17 protein-coding genes are annotated in these 23,522 nt (G+C 58.9%); all 17 read right to left on the bottom strand.

Going from position 1 to position 23,522, the window contains the following annotated elements; all coding sequences use genetic code 11:
* Nucleotides 1-19: 19 nt before the first annotated feature.
* The 17 genes from ubiA to P1S46_00460 all read right to left on the bottom strand — a co-directional run bounded on the left by ubiA (nt 20) and on the right by P1S46_00460 (nt 23,512).
* Nucleotides 20-850 carry a putative 4-hydroxybenzoate polyprenyltransferase gene (ubiA, locus tag P1S46_00540; GenBank protein MDF1534974.1) on the bottom strand — a complete coding sequence of 277 codons (831 nt, stop codon included), beginning with the start codon at nt 848-850 and terminating at the stop codon, nt 20-22.
* Nucleotides 847-1,482 (bottom strand): hypothetical protein, encoded by a 636-nt coding sequence (locus tag P1S46_00535; GenBank protein MDF1534973.1) that lies wholly within the window; start codon nt 1,480-1,482, stop codon nt 847-849. Before P1S46_00535 ends, ubiA begins: the two co-directional genes overlap by 4 nt.
* Nucleotides 1,479-2,315: a 1,4-dihydroxy-6-naphthoate synthase gene (locus tag P1S46_00530; GenBank protein ID MDF1534972.1), complete on the bottom strand. Its 837-nt coding sequence runs from the start codon at nt 2,313-2,315 to the stop codon at nt 1,479-1,481. Before P1S46_00530 ends, P1S46_00535 begins: the two co-directional genes overlap by 4 nt.
* A gap of 174 nt (nt 2,316-2,489) precedes the next feature.
* Nucleotides 2,490-3,047, bottom strand: a complete 558-nt coding sequence (locus P1S46_00525; protein ID MDF1534971.1) for a Fe-S-containing hydro-lyase — start codon at nt 3,045-3,047, stop codon at nt 2,490-2,492.
* 136 nt (nt 3,048-3,183) lie between these two features.
* Complete coding sequence (locus P1S46_00520; protein MDF1534970.1) at nt 3,184-4,023, bottom strand: fumarate hydratase; 840 nt, start codon at nt 4,021-4,023, stop codon at nt 3,184-3,186.
* Nucleotides 4,024-4,184: 161 nt separating this feature from the next.
* Nucleotides 4,185-5,126 (bottom strand): malate dehydrogenase, encoded by a 942-nt coding sequence (gene mdh, locus P1S46_00515; GenBank protein MDF1534969.1) that lies wholly within the window; start codon nt 5,124-5,126, stop codon nt 4,185-4,187.
* A 697-nt stretch (nt 5,127-5,823) separates the two neighbouring features.
* A complete protein-coding gene (aspS, locus tag P1S46_00510) occupies nt 5,824-7,626 on the bottom strand; it encodes an aspartate--tRNA ligase (protein MDF1534968.1) in 1,803 nt (600 codons plus the stop codon).
* A gap of 71 nt (nt 7,627-7,697) precedes the next feature.
* Nucleotides 7,698-9,356: a response regulator gene (locus P1S46_00505; GenBank protein MDF1534967.1), complete on the bottom strand. Its 1,659-nt coding sequence runs from the start codon at nt 9,354-9,356 to the stop codon at nt 7,698-7,700.
* A 114-nt stretch (nt 9,357-9,470) separates the two neighbouring features.
* Nucleotides 9,471-10,745: a histidine--tRNA ligase gene (gene hisS / locus P1S46_00500; GenBank protein MDF1534966.1), complete on the bottom strand. Its 1,275-nt coding sequence runs from the start codon at nt 10,743-10,745 to the stop codon at nt 9,471-9,473.
* A 12-nt stretch (nt 10,746-10,757) separates the two neighbouring features.
* Nucleotides 10,758-12,203 carry a diguanylate cyclase gene (locus P1S46_00495; GenBank protein ID MDF1534965.1) on the bottom strand — a complete coding sequence of 482 codons (1,446 nt, stop codon included), beginning with the start codon at nt 12,201-12,203 and terminating at the stop codon, nt 10,758-10,760.
* Nucleotides 12,204-12,776: 573 nt separating this feature from the next.
* Nucleotides 12,777-15,227, bottom strand: a complete 2,451-nt coding sequence (locus tag P1S46_00490; GenBank protein ID MDF1534964.1) for a ComEC/Rec2 family competence protein — start codon at nt 15,225-15,227, stop codon at nt 12,777-12,779.
* Nucleotides 15,228-15,523: 296 nt separating this feature from the next.
* Entirely contained in the window at nt 15,524-16,873 is a 1,350-nt protein-coding gene (locus tag P1S46_00485; protein ID MDF1534963.1) for a hypothetical protein, read from the bottom strand.
* A 3-nt stretch (nt 16,874-16,876) separates the two neighbouring features.
* Nucleotides 16,877-17,629, bottom strand: a complete 753-nt coding sequence (locus P1S46_00480; protein MDF1534962.1) for a hypothetical protein — start codon at nt 17,627-17,629, stop codon at nt 16,877-16,879.
* Between the two features lie 172 nt (nt 17,630-17,801).
* Nucleotides 17,802-19,070, bottom strand: a complete 1,269-nt coding sequence (locus P1S46_00475) for an SPOR domain-containing protein (protein MDF1534961.1) — start codon at nt 19,068-19,070, stop codon at nt 17,802-17,804.
* A 3-nt stretch (nt 19,071-19,073) separates the two neighbouring features.
* Entirely contained in the window at nt 19,074-21,158 is a 2,085-nt protein-coding gene (gene fusA / locus P1S46_00470) for an elongation factor G (GenBank protein MDF1534960.1), read from the bottom strand.
* A 681-nt stretch (nt 21,159-21,839) separates the two neighbouring features.
* On the bottom strand, nt 21,840-22,604 hold the full coding sequence (locus P1S46_00465; GenBank protein MDF1534959.1) for a type III pantothenate kinase: 765 nt from the start codon (nt 22,602-22,604) through the stop codon (nt 21,840-21,842).
* Nucleotides 22,605-22,786: 182 nt separating this feature from the next.
* Nucleotides 22,787-23,512 (bottom strand): biotin--[acetyl-CoA-carboxylase] ligase, encoded by a 726-nt coding sequence (locus P1S46_00460; protein ID MDF1534958.1) that lies wholly within the window; start codon nt 23,510-23,512, stop codon nt 22,787-22,789.
* Between the last annotated feature and the right edge of the window lie 10 nt (nt 23,513-23,522).

Here is a 23,522-nt window from a genome sequence, read left to right as displayed (position 1 = left end):
AATACACCTTATAAGTCCATCAACTGCCAAGGATGGGGACAAAGGCCGCCGCCACTCCCGCCATTGTTGAGATGGGGAAAAACCGCAGCTCCACCGGGATCACCGTGACATGCGCCGCTCCCAGGAAAAGCGTTGACAGGCCCAGAGCGATGAAAGACCCGACGCCTCCGCCGATTACGAATAGAACGCCTGCGATCAGAGCTGTGGCTGTAATGTGGCAGCAGGCCGCCATCCGCATTGCCGCTGCTCTTCCGTAGAATGCGGGCAGGCTATGTATGCCGTTCTGACGATCGCTCTCAATGTCAAGAATGGCGTAGAGAATGTCGGCTCCGCTCATCCAGAAAAACACATAGACCGCGAACAGGATGACGGGTAGGGAAAAACGGATGTGGCCGGCCGTCGCCACGAACGCTCCCAGGGGGGCGAGGGCCAGACAAAGCCCGATACCGAAGTGACAAAGTGGAGTGAACCGCTTGAGCAGCGAGTAGAACAGAAGAGGGACCAACGGGATCGGTGCCAAGACCAGGCACCAGCCTCCCAGGGCGGCGCAGGAGGCAAGATACATGACCAGACCGGCCGTTGTCACAGCAAGAGCCGCCTGTACCGACAGGGCGCCGCGGGGCAGTTCCCTCGAGGCGGTCCTGGGGTTTTGCGCATCGATGTGTCGATCGAAAATACGATTGAAGGAGAATCCGAAGGTGCGGGCGCCTGTTGCCGCCGCAATGACCAGCAACAGGATCCATAATGACGGGAAACGGCCGGTGTTTCCCAGCCAGGCTCCGGCAAATACTGTAGGCAGACTGAAGGCCGTGTGAAAGATCTTGATGAAATTGAGGATGCTACCTGTCAACGTCGAACCTCCATCAATCGAACGATTTCGTGCCACACAAGGCCGGCAACTTTTTCCGCGACGGGTGCAAGATTGAGGCGCAGCATACGGCGGTCGCCTTCCCCGGCGAGGTCGGTCACACCTTTGATTATGGCGCAGGAAACACCGTTCATCCCGGCAACATGAGCCACGGAATAGCCTTCCATGTCGACCAGTTCCCCCCGTCTGGACAGGGCAAGGCGCTCCTGACTGTCAAATACCGGCCGGTCAAAGGTCACCAACGTGGTCCCTTCGAGTTCTACGAACATTCCGGTACAGCACTCCGCGGATACCTCAGGTATTCCATGGACGGACTCTCCCCCGGAGACTGAGTCCACTCGAAACACGGCGCCGGGTTTCACGCCCGGGCGATCCGTAAGAGAGCCGCAGATACCGGCGTTGACGACAAGTTTCAGGGGGTTGTCACGGATCAGCATCTGGGTCGCCAGAGCCGCCGGCACTTTTCCCATCCCGCTGACGACAACCATTGTTTCGCTAATCCCCTGCACGATGATCTCGAACAGTTCAAACGGTTTGCCCTGCACTGCGCGGGCTTTGGCCATTTTCAGGAACGGGTCTGCTTCCGCCCTGGTTGCATAAACCAGCCCGATCATCCCAACACTCCAGCCATGAGGGCTTTTTTTTCGAGGGCGGCAACCGCAGCGTGTCCATTCTCTCCAAGGTCCAGGCTGAGGTCATTTACGAAGGTCCGGATGTGCCGCGCGATTACGGGATCATCCATTTCCTGGGCGTGTTGACGGACGTAGGGGAATACGCTCTCCGGATCGTCTATCGCCATCCGGATGCTCCGGCGGATTAAATCTTCAATGGCGCAGGTGGTCTCGGCTGAAAGAGAACGCCGGGCGGCAATGCACCCCAGAGGGATCGGCAGGTTGGTCTCCCTTTCCCACCAGGCCCCGAGATCGACGATGGCGTGAAAACCGGCCTGTTCAAAAGTGAACCGGTTTTCATGGATGATCACCCCACAATCCGCCTCTCCTGACGCCACGGCCCTGAAGATGTGATCGTAGGGAAGGAAATATCGGTCTTCCGCTTCGGGAGCCCAGAGGCGAAAAAGAAGGTGGGCTGTCGTCCAATCACCAGGGAGCACGACCCTGCAGTGCGCGATATCGACTCTTGTCAATTGGCTGCGGGCCATGACGACAGGCCCGCATCCATAGCCCAGGGCGCCGCCGCTCGCCAGCATCCGGTACCTGGGTTTGACCCTGAGCCAGGCGTGAAAGGACAGCTTTGTTATATCAAGAGTGCCCTCTGCTGCCATCTGGTTGAGGGTCTCAACATCGTGCAACTCGGAGGTAAATTCATACCCCGGCATCGTCAGCTTTCCACTGGCGATTCCATGGAAAATAAAAGTGTCGTTAGGGCAGGGTGAAAACCCCAGGGTCAATAGCCGGCGGGTTTCGGAATATTGCTCAGATATTTCCATTCAGATCCACCTTTGACAGGGTCGCAAAAAGTCCAATCCGGGACTTTTCGCTCCACGGAAAGGGAAAAGCGTCGTTTTCCCTTTCCTTACAAATCAATGACTTACGGAGTGAGTCATTGATTTGGGCGCCCCGCGCGGGGCGCATTGATGGACTTTTTGCGAGTCCATCAATTTTCAGGCTATCTTGTATTCCTCGACGCCCTGCTCATACAGATCGTTTCCCACCGTGTCGTTGACGACGATGACCGGAAAATCCTTTACCTCCAGCCTCCGGATCGCCTCGGGCCCGAGGTCCTCGTAGGCGAGGATCTCGCAGGACTCGATGCGTCTGGAGATGAGAGCCGCGGCGCCGCCAACGGCAGCGAAGTAGACGGCCTTGTGCTCCGACATGGCGTCCCTGACCTCCCGTGAGCGGGTCCCCTTGCCGATCATCCCTTTCAGCCCCATCTCGATGAGGATGGGTGAATAGGCGTCCATGCGGTAGCTCGTAGTCGGTCCTGCAGAGCCGATGGCCTCACCCGGTCTCGTCGGGGACGGGCCAACGAAATAGATGATCTGTCCCTTGACATCCACAGGGAGTTCTTCCCCTTTGTCGAGCAGGTCCACCAGCCTCTTGTGGGCCGCGTCCCGGCCGGTGAGAATCGACCCTGTGATGAGCACCCGGTCTCCCGCCCTCAGGCCGGCCACGTCCTCGTCGGTGAGCGGAGGGGTAAGTACGATTGGATCAGACATTTTATTTCTCCTGAACATCGTTTCGCAGAATCCGGAAACGATGTCTGAAATCAAGACTAATATTCCCCTTTATCCAGGACCCTGACTCCCTTTCAGATTAATTATTTAGGAAACCGCACATCTGTTTAGCGGGTTCCTAAATAATTAATTCCTTGTGCCGATGGGCATGGCAGTTGATGTTGACGGCGACGGGCAGGCTGGCGATGTGGCACGGATGCATCTCCACGTGAACAGCCAGCGAAGTGGTCCGTCCGCCCAGGCCCGCCGGACCCACACCCAGCTTGTTGACAAGCTCTAGAATGGTCTGTTCCATCTCAGCGAGTTCGGGATCGGGGTTGGGTTCTCCCAGGTGCCGTAAAAGGGACTCCTTGGCAAGCATGGCCGCTTTTTCAAAGGTCCCCCCGATGCCCACACCCACGATGATGGGCGGACAGGGGTTGGGACCGGATTCCTTGACCCTCTGGACCACGTAATCGATGATTCCCTGCTTCCCGTCAGAGGGTTTGAGCATCATGACGCGGCTCATGTTCTCACTGCCGCCGCCCTTGCCGGCGAGGGTGAGTTTGATCCTGTCGCCCGGAACGATCTTCACGTGGATGATGGCGGGGGTATTGTCCCCGGTGTTCTTCCGTGTGAAGGGGTGGCAGACGCTCTTGCGAAGGTACGCTTCCTGGTAGCCCTGACGCACACCTTCGTGGATGGCCTCGTTAAGGTCTCCTCCAGCGACGTGGACGTCCTGGCCCAGTTCCACAAATACAACGGCGAAACCAGTGTCCTGGCACATGGGGAACTTTCCCTCGTCGGCGATCCGGGCGTTTTCCAGGAGCTGATTGAGGACATCTTTCCCAGTGGGCGAGGTCTCGTTCTCGAGACCTTTTTCCAGGGCCTTGACCACGTCGTCGCCCAGGTGATAAGCGGCACTCATGGAGAGATCCTTGACCGCGCCCGTGATCTGGCCAACTGAAATTTCTCTCATTATCTCCCCCTCCGGTGTATTACCCGCTTCCACCTGTCCTTAAGCAGCGGACCGGCTGGTCCGAATAGTGGAACGGGCATCGGGAAAAAGAGAGGGAGGCAGCCACTGAACCAGCCAGCGATCTGCCTCCCTGAACTAGTGAACCGAAACGCTGTCTCTCATCACAAGGGCAGCTTCTGCACGTTCGCCCTGATGTCGTCCACGGAGTTTTTCAGCTCCGCTTTCTCGTCGTCAGTCAACTCGATCTCGATAATCTTCTCGACTCCGTCGCCGCCGACGATGATCGGCACACCGACGTAAAGTCCGTCGAACACGTCGTACTCACCCTCGAGACACGCGGCGCAGGGCAGGATCCTCTTCTTGTCCTTGAGGATCGCCTCGGTCATCTGCACGGCCGCAGCGGAGGGAGAGTAGTAGGCGCTGCCGGTCTTGAGCAGTCCGACGATCTCACCGCCCGCCTTGCGGGTCCGGTCCACGATGGCCTCGATGCGGTCGGCCGGGATAAGTTTCTCGATGGGGATCCCGCCAGCGTAGGAGTAGCGGACAAGGGGAACCATGCTGTCGCCGTGGCCGCCAAGCACGAAGGCGCTGGTGTCTTCCACCGAGATATTGAGCTCCATGGCGATAAAGGCCCTGAACCGGGCGCTGTCGAGGACTCCGGCCATACCCATGACCCTGTTCTTCGGGAACCCGCTGACCTGCCGGGCGACGTAGGTCATGACATCGAGGGGGTTGCTGACCACGATGATGTAGGCGTTGGGCGAGTGCTTGACGGCCTGCTCGGTGCAGCTCTTGACGATCTCGAAGTTCTTGAGAAGAAGGTCATCGCGGCTCATCCCGGGCTTCCGGGCGAGGCCGGCGGTGATAATGATGACGTCCGAATCGGCGGTCTCTTCGTAGCCGTTGGTCCCGGTGATCTTGCAGTCAAAACCTTCGACAGGAGCCGTCTCGACCATGTCCAGGGCCTTACCCTGGGGCATCCCTTCGACCAGGTCCACCAGGACGATATCACCAAGCTCCTTGGATGCGGCCCAGTGAACTGCCGTGGCGCCGACGTTCCCGGCACCCACAACGGTGATCTTGTTTCTCTTCTTGGCGGTCATGTCGTACCCCCCTTTCAGGCTGAGCCGGCATCTCCGGCTAACCAGTTAGCAGTAAACAGTTCACGGTTCACGGTTCACAATCTTTAATAGCTGCAAACGTGTAACCGTTAACCATATACTGTGTACTCCCTGACTCCACGTGGTCAACAGCGGACTGACCAGACTCGGAGCACTTGATCCCTTTTGACAACCTCGGCCCTCATAAAGCAAGGGAAACCGAAAGTGACGACCTTCCTGCCGATGAGTCCATCGATCTTCCTGGAACCCTCCCGGCAAAAGTCATTCATAAACAATTGACCGGCTAAAATCAACAAATCAGCCCATAACAGGTAAAATTGGAAAAAAAGAAGGGGGTGCGGCATAGATGCCGCGCCCCCTTCGAACCGGCCTTCCGTCTGAACCGGCGGAGGGGGGATCGCCGATCCAGGTCGGCAGAGGCCTGACACTGGATTTAACAGTCACCATAGGTATACTGTATACAGTATACCTATATATACCTGATCTTCAGCTGTCAAGGGTTTTGTGTGAGGAGATCGCCTTTTTCAGGCGATTCCGGAGCAGTGTCTGGTTCGACTACCAGCACAAGGGCAAAGGACGAAGCGCGAAGCAGTATTTCTTCGTTCTCAGCTCCATGAAACTTCGCCCTGTTTTCCCAGGCACTGGATATCAGGGACTGGATACTCGACTGAGGAAACAGCTATTTCTTCAGCCGCAACCCCAGCTCCGCCAGCTGTGCGGGGTCCACCGCGCTCGGCGCGCCGGTGAGCAGGCAGGTTGCCTTCTGGGTTTTGGGGAAGGGGATCACGTCCCTGATGGAGGTTGCGCCAGTAAGGAGCATCATGATCCTGTCCAGTCCGAAGGCGATGCCGCCGTGGGGCGGGGCGCCATACTGGAGGGCGTCGAGGAGAAATCCGAACTTCTCCCTTGCCTCCTCGGGACCGATGTTGAGAAGCTGGAAGACGGCGCTCTGGATATCCTGACGGTGGATCCTGATGCTTCCGCCGCCGATCTCCGAACCGTTGAGGACCATGTCGTAGGCCCGTGCCCTCACCTTCCCGGGATCGGTCCCAAGCAGGGGGATATCGTCCTCCACCGGGGAGGTGAAGGGGTGGTGCATGGAATAGTAGCGTCCGTCCCTGGCATCGTATTCGAAAAGGGGGAAATCAACCACCCAGAGGAAGTCGAACCGCCCCGCGGGGATGAGGTCCAGTTTCTGGGCAACATGGAGCCTGAGCTGTCCGAGGGACTCGTTGACCATGGCGGAGTCACCGGCAACGACCAGGAGCAGATCGCCGGTTTCAAACCCGGCGGCCTGCGCGATCTGGCCGCGGACATCCTCACCGATGAACTTGGCCAGGGGCGACTGCCAGCCGTCGGGGTTGTTCTTGAACCACGCAAGACCCTTTGCGCCGTAAATGGCAACGTGATCGGCAAGTTCGTCCAGCTCTTTCCGTGACAGCCGCGCACCTTCTTTAACGTTGATGGCCTTGACGATCCCGCCGCCGGCCACCGTCTCTGAAAAAAGTCTGGCCTCTGTCCGGCTCAGCGGTCCGCTCAGGTCAACGAGTTCCATGGCGAACCGGGTGTCGGGCCGGTCCAGACCGAACCGGTCCAGGGCCTCCGAATAGGACAACCTTGGGAAAGACGACTGGATCCGGGTGTCCAGGGCAAAGCTGAACAGGTCGGTGATCATTCGTTCCATAACGTCGAACAGGACGTCTTCGGTGATAAACGACATCTCCACGTCTATCTGGGTGAACTCCGGCTGGCGGTCTGCCCTGAGGTCCTCGTCCCTGAAACAGTGGACGATCTGGAAGTAGCGGTCATAGCCGGACACCATGAGCAGCTGCTTGAACAGTTGGGGGGACTGGGGAAGGGCATACATGTGCCCGTGCTGGATGCGGCTGGGAACAAGGTAGTCACGGGCCCCCTCCGGGGTGCTTTTGGTCAGAAACGGCGTTTCGATCTCCAGGAACTCTTCGTTGTAGAAGAAATCCCGGACCCGCTTGCTCACCAGGGACCTTAAGACCATGTTCTTCTTCAGGCTCTCCCTCCGGAGGTCCAGGTAGCGGTACGTGAGCCGGAGGTTTTCGGCGATATCGGTACCTTCCCGTTCATCAATGGCAAAAGGAGGGGTCGCGCTGGTGTTGAGGATCCTCAGTTCACTGGCCATGACTTCGATTGCGCCCGTGGTGAGATCCGGGTTCTGCATCCCTTCGGGACGCGCGATCACCTTTCCCCTGACAGCGATGACCCATTCGGACCGGAGGGCCTCGGCCTTTTTGTGGGAAACCGGTTCGTTCTCCGGGTTGAACACGACCTGGGTGATCCCCCACCTGTCCCTGAGATCGACGAAGATGAGACCTCCATGGTCACGGCGCCTCAGGATCCAGCCCATGAGGAGAACCTTCTCACCGACGTCTGCCTCGGTGAGTTGACTGCAGTGATGAGTGCGTTGCCAGTCTCCGAGCAGGTCCAGTTTGCTTGATCTCTTTTCCAAGGTGGTTCTCCTTAATTAGCCGTGACTCGTGATTCGTGATTGGGAATAAGCCATACACGTTTCACTGTTAACTAACTCCCTTTCAACCTCTTGATCATGACCTGCTGCTGCTGGATCTCGAGGGAAAGGGAGGCCAGGTTCATCAGGATCTCGAGGGACTCGATCTCCCTGGGCGGCGGCCCGCCGGGGACCACGTCACCATAGAGCAGGGCAACGGCCATGTTCTGCACCATGATGGGAAGAACCACCGTGTGATGGGGGGGCGGGTCACCCAGGACACCCTTCAGGACAGCTCCCAGCTGATCGCCGGGGTTTTCCATGGTGACAACCTTCTTCCCTTCCACGGCCTGCCTGAGCAGGGGGGAATCGGACACGCTCATGGCCAGCCCCTTGATCGCCCCGCCGAACCCCTCCCCCCTCGGGCGCCGGTCTGAGCCGTAGAACCCTGTGACGTCGTCCTTGCGGACGAGCAGGATCGCGCAACGGTCCATCTCGGCAGCAGCGAAGTTCACAATGACCTCCGCCATTTTACCCAGGCTCTTGTCCCGCACCATCTTTGCGCTCGTCTCCGACAGGAACTTGATGTCCCCCGAGTCCCTCTGGACGACCTCTCCCACCTTCTGCAGCTCCTCACGGGACTGGATGAGCTGGGAAAGGAGTTCCTCTCTCAGGATGTTCTGATGATCGCGTTCGAAGTAGACCTCGTGGCGCTGGATCACGTTCTGGATACAGAGGGCGACCTCCTCGATGAAAAGGTTGAGCTGGTTTTCCAGCTGGTCAGGGGCGATATCCTTGCGTTCCGGCTTGTTGATATAGTAGGTGGCTCCCAGAAAGAGGGCCCGTCTGCGGATCGAGGGGTCCGGGTAGGCCGTGTTGACGATGACCGGGATGTGCCCGTGTGTCTTCTGGATCTCCTCGAGAAGCTCGAGTCCCCCGAAGATCCCCTTCCCGCTCAAGGTGGGCATAATGAGATCGGTGATGACGATGGGTATCTTGCCGTCCTCCTCGTACTGTGACAGCAATTCGAGAGCCTTGTGGGGAGATTCCACCGCGTCCACCTCGAACCCGAAGGTAGTGAGCTTGTCCCGGAACATCTCGCGCATGAGCATCTCGTCCTCGACGAGAAGAACAACCTCGTCGGGCTTGAGCTCCCGGAGTTTCTGGCTGACGCGGCGGACGGCCGTGAAGATCTCCTCCCGGATGTCATCCTTTATCCGGGTTTCCTTGGGCATCATCTCGTCGATGGCCCAGTCGTCCACCACGGCGGAAGCCAGCTGCCTGGCCGATCCGGCAAGGGCCTCGTAATCGATGTCCCCTATGGAGTCGCCCGGGACATCCTCCTCCTCCACCCGGAACAGGCCCTCCTCCCAGGTGAAAAGGTGCACCAGAGACTCTTCGGCCACGTTTTTCATAGCCTGGTCCAGCGACTCCTTGTCGATAACGCCCTGCTCGATGAGGACTTCCCCGAGGAAAGTGCCCCCTTTCTTTTTCTGCGCGTTCAAGGCGCCTTGGAGCTCCTTTTCAGTGATGATGTTCCGGCTGACAAGGTACCGCCCCAGCCTGCTCCTGATCCGCGGTTCCCTGATAAAGACGACCTCGCCTCCCTTGAGGGTGATGGAGGCCAGCCCGGTCTTGCCCTTGAGGGTGATGGTCCCGGTAAAGGACTTGGCTACGGCATTCTTCAGGATCTTGAGCAGATCCATGCTCTTCAGACTTCCCGATGTGATCATCGCCGTTCTCCTTCCCTTTCCGGCAGTGCCTGGAGAGAGCAAGCCATGCTGCCGGAAACCCCGGAACCGCCAAGACATGAAAAACCGTGCGATTCCGGGGATGAGATTTTCACGCTACTTTATGCTGCCGGAGAGGCGCGGCGGCCCCTTTAGACCTTCAACGAACTTTTCTTGTACCACCTTTACCTGTTCACCTGTGGCAAAATCCTTGACCTGCACGGACCCCTCAGCCAACTCGTCGTCACCGAGGATGAGGACCCGGGCCGCGCCCATGCGGTGGGCACTTCTGAACTGGGCCTTCAGGCTTCGGTCCTCCAGGTCAGTCTGGACCGCGAACCCCTGCTCTCGCAAAGTGTCGGCCAGGGCCATGGCCGGGACCCTTGCGGCTGTCGTGGCCGAGGCGACGAAAAAATCGGGACCGGCCTCTTCCAGGCCCTCCCAGTCCATGACCAGGGTCAGCCTCTCCAGACCGATGGCAAAACCGATGCCCGGCACGTCTCCGCCGATCTCCCGGGCCAGCCCGTCGTAACGACCGCCTGCAGCCACGGCGTTCTGGGCCCCGAGGCCTGTACACACGGCCTCGAAAGCTGTCCGGTTGTAGTAATCGAGGCCCCTGACGATCCCCGGGTCCACCTCGTGGGGCACGTCCAGGCCGGTCAGCGCCTCGAGTACGCGTTTGAAATGATCGTCGCACTCAGCGCACAGGTCGTCGAGGATCACCGGTGCCCCCGTCAGGGCCTCACGACACGACGGGACCTTGCAGTCCAGCACCCTGAGAGGGTTGGAACCCGTCCTTCGGACACAGTTGGCGCAAAGCTCTTCCGTCTTTCCCTGGATGAAGGCGAGCAGTTTTTCCCTGAACGCCGGACGGCATTCGGAACAGCCAAGGGAGTTGACCAGGATCTTGACATTGTCCACTTTGAGCCGCACGAAAAGCCGGTGAAGGAGGTCGATGACCTCGGCGTCCACCATGGGACCGGCCCCCCCGACAGCTTCGAGGCCGACCTGGTAGAACTGCCTGTACCGGCCCTTCTGGGGACGTTCGTAACGGAACATGGGCCCTGTGTAAAAGATCTTGGCGATTCTGCCCTGGGACTTCCACCCACCCTCGAGATAGGCTCGCACGGCCGAAGCGGTCCCCTCGGGGCGGAGGGTCAGGCTGGCTCCGTTCCGATCCTCGAAGGTGTACATCTCCTTTTCGACGATATCGGTGGCCTCACCGATACCTCTGGCGAACAGTTCGGTGGATTCTACCAGGGGGAGGCGGACCTCCCTGTAACCGTAAAGGGCGAAATGCTCCCTGGTCCGGTCCTCTGCGTAGCGATGCCGAAAAGCTTCCTCAGCGGGGATATCCCTGAACCCCCGGATACCCCTTATCAGCAAGCTCATGGTGGTGATCCTTTATTGACTATCTGGGATGGACTCGGGCGGGCTGATCGGACCAGTCAGGGTCTTTTCGTCCGGCGTCGCCACGTAAACGATGTTCTTCCTTCCGTACTTGCCGCGGTACATGGCTTCATCGGCAAGGTGCAGCAGCTCCACCTTGCTGACCCCGTGTTCGGGATAGGAGGCTACACCGATGGAAATTGTGAGCTTCACGGGATACCCCTCGCTCACGGTGAAGGTGTGCTCCTCCACCATCTGCCGGATCCTCTCGGCCACGATCATGGCGCCTTTGGAGTTGGTATCAGTAAGGACGACAATGTATTCGTCGCCACCATACCGGGCCACGGCGTCCACCTTTCGGACGGCTCCCTTGAGCAGGCCGGCCAGCTCGATGAGGATCTTGCTGCCCAGAAGGTGCCCGTGGTGATCGTTGACCTTTTTGAACGAATCGAGATCCAGGAACAGGACGGACATGGATGAGTTCAGCCGCTGAGCCCGCACCAGTTCCCGGTCAAGGATATTGTTGAGGTAACGGTAGTTGTAGACGTTGGTGAGGTCGTCGGTGATGGTGAGGATCTTGGCCTGGGAGTAAAGCAGGGCATTTTCCAGGGCGGCGTTAGCCTGTTCACAGAGAAAAGTCGCTACCCTCATCTCCTCATCACCGAAAACCGCCAGCCGCTCGGTGTCAAAAAATACCACCATCCCTACCATGTCGGACTTGTTCCTGAGGGGAACGAACATGACCGACTGGATGCTATCCGAGACGGAACGGCAATTTATCTTGACCAGCGGAGGGCTGCCGGGGACAAACGGGGTCGTGATATCGGTGAGTTCCATCTGGTACTCTTCGAACAGCTTCCGGTCAAGGTCCTCGTTGTCGTCAGCATCGAACCCCTCGGACAGGATGATGTTGGAATCGCCCTGCTCCTGGTCCACCACGTAAAGGAAACCTCTGGTCGCTCCCGTTTCCTGGATCATGAGATCGAAGATCGTCTGGTAGAGTTCCTCGATCTCGATGGTCCGTGATATCCGGCTGCTCACATCGTAAAGCTTGAGGCTGCTCTTGAGCGCCTGGTTCTCTTCGGAAAGACGGATCTGCTCAAGGGCCCTGCGGACAACGATCATGAATTCCGCCGGGTTAAGAGGCTTCCGGATATAATCAATGGCACCCAGCTTCATGGCCTTGACGGCGCTTTCAACCGTACCGTGCCCTGTGATCAGGATCACCTTGAGGCTGGGCGCCTCGAGACGGAGTATCTCAACCAGGTCGAGCCCGGTCTTTTCAGGCATGACGAGGTCGGAAATGACGAGATCGATGCCGCCTTCGGCAATGATCCGAAGCGCCTCATCGACCTGGTTAGCCTCGACCACAGAAAGGTCATCGCCCTCTTCCAGGATCTGTCGGCAGAATGTGCGGGAAAACTGGTCGTCGTCGACGACCAGAATCTTGTATCTGGCCATTGGATCTCCCCGGATGAAAAATGCCTAAAGATATAGAAAATAACAGTTTTTAGTATCAGAACAAGTGACCCTTGTCAACAGGAGCAGGGATTAGACAAAGCGTCTGGAGTCTAGTGTCTGGTGTCTGGAGGGAAAACACAACACAATTTTGATAGAGTCGCAAAAAGTCCAGGCGGAACTTTTCCTGGCTCATTAATGTCCTGGGGGAAGGGAAAAGCGTCGTTTTCCCTTTCCTCACGGTGACTACTGTAAATCGCCAAAGTCCGGGTAGGACTTTGGCTCAACGGAAACCGAAAAGCGTGGTTTTCGGTTCCCTCACGGTGACTACTGTAAATCGCCAAAGTCCGAGTAGGACTTTGGCTCAACGGAAACCGAAAAGCGTGGTTTTCGGTTCCCTCACGGATCAGTGACCTGTATTTCAGTCACTGATCCGGGCGCCATTCCCAGGCGCGGTAGATGGTCGATCATCGATCCGGGCGCCATTCCCAGGCGCGGTAGATGGTCGATCATCGATCCGGGCGCCATTCCCAGGCGCGGCTATTCATTGATTTGGGCGCGCCGCCCGAGAACATATTACGGAGTCATAAGGGGAAGGCGGCAGCCAAAGTGCGGCCGTGAGAACTTCGTTGGGCGATCCTTGAGATACCGCAGGGTAATTCCAGGATATTCCGGATAAATGAACTGGATGCCCCGGGAGGCGAACCATTTGACCACTTTCCTGGAGGGCAGTGTCCCCTGTCCCGGAGTTCGTGAGGGGCAAAGGAACCGTGTGCGGCCGCCCCATGTGCTATCCGTTGTGTTCCCGGAGACTCTCATCGATTCGATGACCTCCTCCATCCCGGACCCGGCAAACCCGGTGGCGCTCCCGTGATGAGGCACCTTGAAAAGGTCAAGCTCCCCTACCCCCGGTAAAGCTCCAGCTACCAGGCTCCACGGAGCATCCCCGGTGAACAGCCCCCTGAATCGGTCGCCGGTGACCAGCAGGATCATGGACCCGCCGTTGGGATCGGCCGAAAGGGCGGCCCCATCCCTCGGGCCCAGTGTTCTGAACTCAAGCTCGCCCAGGCAGACCTTGTCCCCGGCCAGGAGAAGGCGGACAGGGGTGTTTACCGGAACCGCTTCCAGCACCGTTTCCCAGTCCCCCAGGTTTCGGTGGTCGCCCGCCAGGAATACACGGTCTATGGGCCACCGGGCCGCGATCTCCCCCAGGCCTCCCCCATGGTCGGGATGGGGGTGCGAGATGAAAAGAGCATCCACGCGCCTGATGCCCAGCTTTTCCAGCGCTCCTGCCATGGGTGCCGGCCGGCCCGGCGAACCCGGCGGCCCGCAGTCGATGAGGACGGTCTGCCCTTTTACCCGGAGGACAGACCCGTCCGCCTGGCCGAGGGAAGGGAAGAAGACGGTCAGGTCACGCCCTCTCACCATCTCGTCCACGTAATGTATCGTTCCTGAAATACACCCAATTGTGAGGAAGAGGAGCGCCCCCCGGCGGATTCCCCATCCTGCCCGTCCCCAGATCCACGCCGCACCGACTGCCGACAAGGTCGCCGCTGCCCGGCCTGTCCACGACAGGGGTATGAAGGAAAGTGGGAAACTCGTGATGAGATCCGCAGCGGCCATGACAAACCCGGCCGCGGTCTCCCAGGAACGGACCATCCTCTCCAGATCCACCCACGGGCAGAGGGCGAGGATATCAAGCATGACAGCCCATGGGATCAGGATGAGACCGAAGGGGATCGACAGGAGGAAGTTGGCGACCGGACCCACCAGGGAGATCCCGGAGGCGCACCAGGCCACCACGGGCATGGTGAATATGGCAGCACCCAGTACAACACCCCATGCCTGACGCCACGCTTTTCCTGCCCATGGTCCCGGGCCTGCTCCACGTCCATGCTCACCCGCCCCAGCGCGCCAATGCCCTTTTTCACAACGTCCGCCTTTTGCCTGTGATGCCGCCAGGATTCCGGTCACGGCCAGCACCGACATGACGAGGGCCAGGTCGGGCTGACTGGCCGGGGAAAAAGCGATGATGAGAACAGCGCACCAGGCCAGGAGAGCTAATGGGAGCCTTTGGCGGCCGGACGCGGCTGCCAGATGAAACAGGAGGAGAAAAAGAAAGGCACGGATGGCCGAGGGGCTCGAACCGGTAAAGGACAGGTAGAAAAGGGCTGCGCCCGCCGACACGACAAGCAGTGCCATCCTGCTCCAGCCAACCATCGATACTCCGAACATGGCGCAGCACATACGAAGAACAAGGGAGGGGAACAGGATGGCCGCGGCGATGTGCACCCCGGAGACCGCCAGGAGGTGGTACGTTCCGCTGCGCCTGAGAAGATCCCGGACCTGGCTGTGAACCCGCCAGCGCTCACCCAGGGCCATGGAGGCGAGAAGGCCGGCCATAGGGCTTTCGCTCTGGTCTATCGCCCCTGCGAGACGCCTTCTTGCGGCGGCGACGACCCCCCCTTGATCACTTTCCCCCTTCCAGTGCGCAGCGCCTCCCTGTCCACTCATAAGGGAGTTAACACCCATCCCCAGAGCGGAACGAACGGTCACAGTGTTCCCCGACTCCGGTAATCCGTCGGTAACGCTGCCGGCAGCCATTGATGCAGGCATGGAAAAGGTCGCCGGGAAGCACACCGGGATCTTTTCCGTGGTAAGGAGTTCGCTCACATCGAGAGTGACCTGCACCGACCCGTGGGTCCCGGGCCTGGTTCTGGTGACCACACCCCGGAGAGTCGTCTCCGGGATAAACAGGCCCATGCACGTCTCCTCCCTGGAGTGCCTGGCACCTTCCACAATGCTGCCGGCAAGTAGGCCTGCCGCCGCCACAGTGATCGGGTTGGGACACAGCAGTGCCGCGAGCACCGCTCCGGAACCGGCAGGCAGGGCGACGTGAAAAGGTAGTCCGGTATCCGGACGCCCCGCCAGGCAGCCCACGGCAAGGCTGACGGCAAGGATCAGGGCAGGAATACAGGCAGGAGGGAGAAGGGGGATCTTGAGACTTTTATGGATTCTTGAGTTCATTCACGGGGAAGAGCAAGATGGGGGCCAAGGGAAAGCAGGGAGGAGGGAGGAGGAAAACCTTTCGACGCGGGGACACGGGGACGCGGAGTGTTTTTATCCGTCATTCCGGACACGGCATAGCCCTGAGCCGGAATCCAACATCAATTCTTTGCTTCTCCCTTTGCGCTTTGCTCAAATAATAAAAAAAGGCGGCCCGCAGGCCGCCCATGATTTCTTTTCCACCTTCCACTTTCCCCTTTTAACTTTCCCCTTTCCCCTTTCCACCCTTCGACAAGCTCAGGGTCTGCGACTTTCTACTATTTTTTGAACCTTCCGAAAAACCCCTTCTTCTTCGGAGCCGGCTCCTGCGGGGCCGGTTCGTCCCCGCTCTCTGCAAAGAGAGCGATGGGTTTGGCCGTGGGGTCGTACCGGTCAAGCGGGTGTTCCGTCGAGTCCGTGGCTATTGTATCTGCAGGCGCGGCATCATCGTCGGTGAGGATCTTCTCGTCGTCGAGGAACACTTCCGGCAGGGGCGCTTCCGGAACATCCAGTGGTTCGACCTCAGGATCCATTTCCTGGCCATCCAGGGGAGCCCCGAGGGGTTCAGCACTCTCTTCCCCCAGCGGGGGGGGAGTCTCAGTCTCAGTCACGGTCTCGGTCTCAGGTTCCGGCTCTGGTTTGTCCACTACAGCCTCGCCGGAAGTGAATACCGGTTCCAGCACTGTGTCTGTGTCCGTGTCTGTGTCTATTTCAGGCTCCGCGCCCTCGATGGCAGCGCTTTCAACCTGCACTTCGAGACTCCTGTCCTCTTCCACTATCTTCGCGGTGACCATAATGGAAAGCTCCAGCGTCCCGATCCCCTCAACAGGGATATTCACTCGAATGGGCTGCGCCCTATCAGTGACAGCAGTTTCCGGTTCCCCTCGACTGGGATCAGGGCGGGGTGGTTCCGGCACCGGGTCTGAGACTGTGTCTGAGACTACCATCGGTTCGGCCACCGGAGCAGGCGCAGGTGGGGGTTCTGGAGCTGAGACTGCGTCTGTGACTGAGGCTTCATCTTCCCTTTCATTAATTTGACGTCTGAACTGATCCCTCAGCCCTCTCATCACCATGCGGACGATCTCCGTGAGGGTCTCGAGGGCCCCCTTTCCCTCGGAAGCCACCGCTTCGGTCAGGGGAGCACCATAGCGGTTGAGAAGAGCCCCGATCTCGTCCATAGAGGCAATATCATCCAGGTCCCTCTTGTTGGCCTGAATGAGGTGGGGGAGGTCCACAAGGGCTTTCCCGTAGGACTGGAGGTTTTTTTCCAGGTTGAGGAAACTTTCCACGTTGGCATCGCTCATGGCTCGCTGGGAGTCGGCGATGAAAACGACCCCGTCAACGCCCTTGAGGACCAGTTTGCGTGTCGCGTTGTAATGAACCTGCCCGGGCACGGTGTAAATGTGCAGCCGAACCTTGTAGCCGCCCAGGGAGCCCAACTCCAGGGGCATGAAATCGAAGAAGAGGGTCCGGTCGGTCTGGGTCGCCAGGGAAACGAGCTTGCCCTTGAACTCCGGCTTGATCCCTTCGTGGATCTGCTGAAGGTTGGTGGTCTTGCCGGACAGCCCGGGCCCATAGTAGACCACCTTTACGTTCACTTCCTTCTTGGCGTAATTGAACACAGGCATCGGTTATTTCCCCTTGGATTTGGCGGACACGATTCTTTTGGCGTTGTTTCGAAGGGCCTGGGGCATGGATCTGCTCTTGGCGATGAATTCGATCTCCTTCCGGCCCAGGCGTGACAGGAACCTGATACTCAGGTTCACCGGTGTCTTCGGGTTCATGACAAGGGCGTGCATGATATTACGGTTGGCGACCCACTCCCGGTTGGCGGCAATTGCCCTGAGGATCTCGGTGCTCGTCCCGGTATTCTTCGCCATCATCTCGACCTCGGCCTCCTTCAGGCCGGGGTTATTGAGGACCGCCTTGTAGACTTCCCGGTTGGTGTCCTTGATGAGGATGGTGCGTACTTCCTTGTCCCCCTGCATGGCAGCCTTGATCTTCTGTCCCACGTTCATCCGGGCGATCCGCTGGCCGACACTGAGGTGTTCCTCTGCCTCATCCCCTGGGGCCGAAACCTTCTTCTCCGGAGTGGAGGCCCCTGCAGATGTCAGAAGAGCGCTGTCTTCATCGGACAATGACGGGTTGGCAAGAAGAGCCTCGATCCAGTCCCGTCGTTCGCCGGCATGCCGTGCAAAGTAGGCAGCAGCTTCGGAAGTGAGCTCAGGATCGCTCAGGAGAGCAGTAATCTTCTCCGGATCCACATCCTTGAGAGCACGGACAGCCACGTCCCTGGTCTTCGGGTCCTGGGCCCTCATCATCTTTATGATGATGCTGAGCTGATGTGCGTCTATCCCGGTACCAGGTTGGGAATCCCCGGACATGAATCACCTTCCCACACAGGATCAACCGGGAGCGTATCGGGAAACCTGCGCACGCTGCCGTTTAATCCTGTGTGTCTGAAACGAGAGAACATCATGTGACCAAAACAGCAGGAGCCTGCGTGAGGCTATCCGCCAAGCTCCTGGTAGGACCGAAAAAATGTAAGGCATCCGTCTACTGGAGTTTGACGACGATGGCGTCGAACCCCTTCCCCCTGAGTTCATCCTTCAGCACCGAAGCCTCCTCCATATCCGGGTACCTTCCCACCCTGACGAAGGTCATGGGAAGTCTGGCTTCGTTTTTGGACATCCGAACCGGGTATCCCAGCGAGCGGATCTTTTTCATGACGCTGTCGGCGTTCTCCTCCAGTAGATAGCTTCCCGCGTTGACGATGGCCCCCCCATCGGCCCTGCGCCTGACGTTTGAATCGACGTCGGCGGCCTTAAGCCGGAACAAGGCGCTCCGGGCCTCGGCCACAGAAGCGAACGGCCCCACGGTCAGCATGTTCATCATGACTGTCGTCGACCCTTCCTTCCGGAACGGCTCGTGCCCGAGGGATCTGAGCTTATTTTCCAGTTCCAGCACGCTGGACTGGAGGATGAAGGCCCCGACCTGGATGGAATACTGGACGTCACCTGGAGAAACCGCGGCTGCGCCGGGCTGGGGAACCCGAGGTGGCGAAGGTTGTGCCGCTGCTGTCCTGGCCGGTTCCGGAGGGGTACCCGGCTCAGGTTTCACCGGTTCGGATTCTGGCGGTTCAGGCTTCGCGGGTTCCGGAACCGGTGCGGGAGCGGGTGTGGGAGATGGAGGAGTCCCGGACTTCACAGCGCTTTCCGGAGGGGAAGGCTTGGCCGGTTCCGTTTGGGTCTCGGGTCCGGATGCTGGAACCGGTGCGGGACTTGGTACGGGTACAGATACGCTCACCGGTGGGAGGGCCGCACGGGGTTCAGGCGCCCTGCCTTTCATGAGGTAGGTGTAGGCACCGAAGAGCAACCCGATGATGATGAGGAGGGCGCCGCCCACGAAAACAAATGGGGACGGCGTTTTCCTGCCTGATTTCTTCCCTGGAGCGGGTGTCGGCTTACTGTCGTCGAAAACGGGTTCGTCGAAGGTTTTTTCCTCCGAGATGGGACCGTCGCTGGAGAAGTCCGATGGAGAGGCAACGGGTCCGGATGGCGGGGGCGGCGGTGGCGGCAGAGGTGGGGGTTCCGGTATGGTGGGCTCCAGAGACGGCAGACCCTCTCCAACAGCCGCAGGCTCCGCGCCAGGCAGATCGAGAGGCAGATCAGGAAGGGGGGGCGGGGCGGGCGGTTGATCTTCCTGCCCGAACAGATCCTCGGTCCCCTTCTCTTTCAGCTCGGCTTCGCTCTTTTTCTCCCGGGTTCCAAAGGAAAATGGGTCCAGGTTTTCCCGTTTTGGAAAAAGATCAAAATCGTCGCCCATACTTTATTCCTTCTCCTTCCCTTTCTGAGACTCCGCGATAACCTTCTCGGCCAGGTGCGCTGGCACTTCCTCGTAATGGGAGAAAGAGACGGCAAAAGATGCCCTGCCTTCGGTCATGGATCTCAGGTCAGGGGCATAACTCAGGATCTCCGCCATGGCGACCTGGGCCTTGACGATCTGGACATCACTCTGAGGGTCCATGCCCAGAACCTTGCCCCTCCTCGAATTGAGATCTCCGATGACAGCCCCCATGAATTCGTCGGGGACCGTGATGTCAAGGTTGACGATGGGTTCGAGGAGAACAGGTTTACACTGCAGGAACCCTTTTTTGAAACCCATGGACGCGGCGATCTTGAACGCCATCTCCGATGAGTCAACCGTGTGATAGGACCCATCGTAGAGGGTCACTTTCACATCGGTGACCGGATACCCGGCCAGAACGCCTTCTACCAGGGCCTCCCGGATTCCCTTTTCCACCGCAGGGATGTAATTCCTGGGGATGGCGCCGCCAACGATCTTGTCGACGAACTGGAAATCTCCGCCCCTGGGCTGTGGTTCGATCTCCAGCCACACGTCCCCGAACTGCCCCCGCCCGCCGGTCTGTTTCTTGTACCGGCTCTGAAGCTGGGTCTTGCCCTTGATCGTCTCCTTGTAGGGGACTTTGGGCACGGCCATCTCCACCTCAACGCCGAACTTGGTCTTGAGGCGTTCCACGGTGACCTCGATGTGCTGCTGACCCATCCCGGAAAGAATGTTTTCCCTGGTGGCGTCGTCCCGTTGAACGTGGAGGGAGGGATCCTCGTCCAGGAGCCTGGCCAGTGACTGGCTCACCTTCTCCTCGTCCCCCTTGGACTTTGGCTTGATGGCATAGGACAGAGCCGGAGTGGGGAGGTCCACACCCGGCAGGATGAACGGTTTTCCATCGGCGCACAGGGTGTCACCGGTGCGGGTCTCCTTCAGCTTGGCGACACCTGCCAACTGACCGGCCACCACCTCCGGAACGTTGATCTGTTTCTTGCCCTGGAGCAGGAACAGGTTGCCGAAGCGTTCCTTGGCGTCACGGGTGGTATTGAAAAAACCGCTGTCCGATTTCAGGGCTCCGGAAACCACCTTGAACAATGTGAGCTTGCCGGCGTAAGGGTCGGCCAGAGTCTTGTATACGAAGGCGGCGAAAGGCTCGCTCTCTTTTGGTTCCCTCCGGGCTTCCTCTCCCTTGCCGTCGACCCCGAGGACAGCACCTGCGTCCACAGGCGAGGGCATCAGCGCCACCATGGCATCGAGGAGCTTGCGGACGCCGATGTTGAGGGTCGCGGAGCCGCAGAATACGGGCACGATGTCCCCGTCAAGGACACCCGCCCTCAACCCCTGGTACACCTCCTCGTCGGTGAGTTCGAAGGTCTCGAGGTACTTCTCCATCAGGGTGTCGTCCCCCTCGGCAGCGAACTCCACCAGCTTTTCCCTGTATTCGGCGGCCATGGCTGAAAGGTCATCGGGGATATCGTGCTCGGTGAACTTCCCGCTCCCGTCCATTTCGTAAAGGCACGCTTTCATGGAGATGAGATCCACGACCCCCTTGAAATCGGCCTCAGCGCCGATGGGCAGCTGCAACAGGACCGGCCTGGCCCTGAGCTTGGATTCCACATCCTTGATCGCCCTGTTAAAATCTGCTCTTTCCCTGTCCATCTTGTTGATGAAAATGGCACCCGCAAGCTTCTTGCGGCGGGCCTCTTTCCAGAGTCTTTCGGTGTTGACTTCAACTCCGGAGACCGCGCTGACAACCCCGACAACGCCGCCACAGACCCTGATCGCGTAAAGGGAGTCGGCGATGAAATCCTGGTAGCCGGGGGTGTCCACGATGTTGATCTGGTGATCTTTCCACTCCACGGTAGCCGTGGCCGAGCTTGCGCTGATCTGCCGGGAGATCTCCTCCGGCAGAAAATCCATTACGGTGTTGCCCTCCTCGACCTTCCCGAGGCGGGTGACTGCTCCAGCGTTGAACATGACCGCTTCACAAAGAGAAGTCTTGCCCGCACCGCCGTGGGCGATGATGGCGATGTTGCGGATGTTGTCGGTCTCAATCTTCTTCATACAATGGCTCCTTAAGTAGCGACTGGTACAGCCTCGGTAAGGGTCACCCCATGACACCTTCCAAGGCGGCCACGGTGTCAGTATGAATCCCCGCCGGGTGAGATGAGATATGAAAGATCAACCAAATAAACAGAGCAAGGTTACCATCGGAAAAATAAAGGGACAAGGTGAAAGTGGAAACCCGAAATCCGAGATTGGTTTGGGCCGGATTTCGGGTATGGTTCCCCCCTGCCTGCGGCAGGCAGGCTCAGGAACACGGAATCCGGACGCGTCCGGATTCCGTGTGTAGCCGCGAAATCCCTTGTACGTCATGCGCGCCAACTTCTTGCCCGCCTCGATAGCTGTCGCGTCAATATCCACTGTGTATGACTCGTGACCATCATCTCGCGGTGACTGGGTCAGGACCTTGCGAATGACCTGATTAAGCCCATAAAGACCACCGCTCACCCACATCCTGCGAAGCCGGTTGCCAACAAGGTTTTTTTATCCCCAAAATCTCAAAAATAGAATCAATCAAGATTTCAGGGTGGAAAGGGAAAATCCCGGGAAAAACCGTGTGTGAGTGAAGCGTACGTGCGTACGTGCGAAAGATCTGACGCCCACACGCTTTACGCACATACGGTCTCTCCCTCCTCCCTTTTCACTTTCCCCTTTCCCCTTGCCCCTTTTCACTTTTACCTTCTATCTGTTCCTCTCCCACAGGATCTTCAAACCCTCCAGTGTGAGATCCGGGAGGATCTCGGTGATGGTGGTTGTTTCCGAAGCGATGATCCCGGACAGTCCGCCCGTGGCCACAACGAGGGGCTTTGTACCGCACTCCGCCGCGATCCTGCCCACGAGGCTGTCCACGAGTCCGGCATATCCGTTGACGATCCCGGACTGGATGCTGCTTGTTGTGTCCCGTCCTACCACCCTGGCAGGCTTTTCCAGCTCGACCCTGGGCAGCCTGGCCGCTTTCAGGAAAAGGGCGTCAAGGCTGATCTGCACTCCGGGGAAGATGACCCCGCCCTGGTACTGGCCGGCCGCGGTGATGACGTCGAAGGTGATGGCTGTGCCGAAATCGATGACGATAAGGTCTCTTCCGAAACGCTCGTAGGCTGCGACCGCGTTGGCGATCCTGTCCGCCCCGACCTCCCGTGGGTTGTCGTACAGGATCGGCATCCCTGTCTTTATCCCCGGGCCCACCATGAGGGGTTCTATACCAAAGGTCGTTTTCGCCATTTCCATGAGGGCCTGCCTGGCGGGCGGAACAACGGAACTGACCGACATCCCGGTAAGGTCCGCCTCGTCGATGTCGTCGCCCCGAAGCAGGTCACGGATGAGGTGGCCGTACTCGTCGGCGGTGCGGTCCCTGTCGGACCTGATCCTCCAGCGGGAAGTGATCTCCTTCCCCCTGAAGATGCCCAGGACAGTCTGGGTGTTGCCGACGTCGACACATAAAAGCAAGTCCTTCATAACGGACACTCCTGCTTTAGAGTGTAAAGTGCAGGGTGCAGGGTGCAGAGGAAGTAATTCTCTGGTAATAACTCAGCAACCTCAGCATATAAACTCTGCACTCTGAACTCTACACTCTACACTCTGCACTCTGCTCTACACTCTACACTCTGCTCTACACTCTGCTCTGCACTCTACACTCTACACTCTGCACTCTCTTCCAGTTCCCCCGCATAAACTGTAACCGTTCCCTGCTCCGTTTCCATGACCAGCCCGCCGTCATGGGCAAGGCCCACGGGCGTTCCAACGATCCGCCTCTTACCGTCCCTCAGTGTATAGTGAGGACCGAAAACGGCGCTGCGCGACCATTCTTCCCGGGCCCTCTGCCACGCCGGGCCCTCGAAAGACCCGGCCAGGCCCTTGAACTCGCCGATGATCCTGTGAACCAGGTCGTCAAGGGATGTCTCGACGATCTCATCGAGAAAAGCGACCCGGTCTTCCAGTTCCCCGGGCACACCCTGTTCCGGTTTGACCACGTTCACACCGAACCCGGTCACGACCCAGGCCACCTTGTCTCCCTCGATCCTGCCAGCCGGCAGGATGCCCGCCAATTTCCTGCCGTCAAGGAGCAGGTCATTGGGCCATTTAAGGGAAACGGTTCCGGTCCTGTCGTCGATCGCCCGGAAAAGGGCCAGGGACGCCAGGATGGATACCCTCGGAAGCCGCCTGGCGTTGATCCCGGGCCGGAGGAGGACCGAAAGGTACAGGTTCCCCGGGGGAGACCACCAGCCCCTGTCGGCCCGTCCCTTTCCCCGGGTCTGTCTTTCGGCCAGAACCGCCGTGTACTCCGGTGCCCCTTCCTCCGCCATCCGTACGAGTTGATCATTGGTTGATCCCAGGCTCTCGAAGCGATGGATCATGGCCTTTTGG

This window comes from bacterium, from assembly GCA_029210545.1.
Taxonomy (GTDB): Bacteria; BMS3Abin14; BMS3Abin14; order BMS3Abin14; family BMS3Abin14; genus JARGFV01.
The sequence above is the reverse complement of the archived record's forward strand: the minus strand, read 5'-3'. Positions and strand labels throughout refer to the sequence as shown.